Source organism: Flavonifractor sp. An9 (assembly GCF_002161245.1).
GTDB lineage: Bacteria > Bacillota > Clostridia > Oscillospirales > Oscillospiraceae > Flavonifractor > Flavonifractor avicola.
Genome location: NZ_NFHC01000055.1, coordinates 1 through 1207, shown reverse-complemented (window position 1 = coordinate 1207; position 1207 = coordinate 1). Strand labels below are relative to the sequence as shown.

At 59.5% G+C, this 1207-nt stretch carries 2 protein-coding genes; both read right to left on the bottom strand.

The features are described from left to right. Positions 1–629: site-specific integrase (locus tag B5G40_RS16545; protein WP_143383455.1), on the bottom strand; the 629-nt coding region annotated here is incomplete at its 3' end. Next, the coding region (locus B5G40_RS16540; RefSeq protein ID WP_143383454.1) for a site-specific integrase at positions 587–1207 on the bottom strand (621 nt) is incomplete at its 5' end. The genes B5G40_RS16545 and B5G40_RS16540, both read right to left, overlap by 43 nt.

Below are 1207 nucleotides of genomic sequence, written 5' to 3'. Positions count from 1 at the left end.
AGCTCGTAGCAGCCGTCCTCCCTGGCCTGGATCAGCAGCCGCTGGATCTCCTCCGGAGTCAGAACCTTCATTTCTCTGCCCTTGACAGGCGGAAGTTTACAGCTGTCCGCCGGGTTGCGGAAGATCAGTTTCTCCTCCACTGCCTTGTCCAGTGCGGCGTGGAGGGTGGTGTGGATGCCCCGGATGGTCTGGTCGGAGAGACCCTCTCCATAGAGTTCTGTGCGCAGCAATCTGCCATTCTGCCTAAGATGGGTATAGAACTGCTGGATGTCCCCGGTGGTCAGCTTGTCCAGCTGGATACCGCCCAAGGCGGGGATGATGTGTTGGTAGATCCGCCGTTCATAGGACATCTGGGTGTTAGGACGGAGACTCGCTTTCTTGTAGTCCTGGTACCAATGATCCAGCCAAGCACCCAGGGAAAGCCCTGCTTTTGGAACTTCAGGGGCGGGAGTCTCCAGTCTCTCCCGCAGGGCCTTCAGCTTTGCCACACATTCTGTTTTTGTCTTAGCAAGGACATTTTTGGTTTTGGGCAGGCCCTTTTCGTCATAGCCGATGACCACTCGGCCCTCCCACCGGCCGTCCTTTCTCAGACGGACGCTGCCGTCGCCGTGTTTTCTGCGTTTTGCCACGGGGCCATCTCCTCTCCTAAGTAGTCGGTCAGGAAGCCGCCCACGATTTCCGCCGCCCGCCTCTGCATATCCCCGGTGGTGTGGGTGTAGGTGTCCAGGGTGAAGCTGGCTTTGGTGTGGCCCAGGATGCCGGATAGGGTCTTGGCATCCACTCCGCTGGCCAGAGCGTGGGTGGCGAAGGTGTGCCTTAAATCGTGAAATCTAAGTTCAGGCAGTCCGGTCTCCTGCAGGACCTTTTTCAGCTGGCGGTATGCGGTGCCGGGGTTCAGCAGGGTTTCCGGGCGAAGTGGGTCATGGAAGATCCAAGGGGAGTAGGAAGTCTTTTTTCGCAGCCGCAGCCGCTCCGCCGTGCTGGTGGGCAGGAGGATGGTCCGGGTCCCGGCGTAGGTCTTGGTGTCCCCGGCCACCAGCCGTCCGCCTTTTTCTTTACGCAGTGTACGGGAAATGCTGAGGGTGCCCTTTCGCCCATCGAAGTCGCTCCACATGAGGCCACAGATCTCACCCAGCCGCAGACCGGTGGTGAGTTCCGTGTAGAAGAAGTCCCGCCAAATCGGGTCCCGATCCGTCGCCTCCAGAAA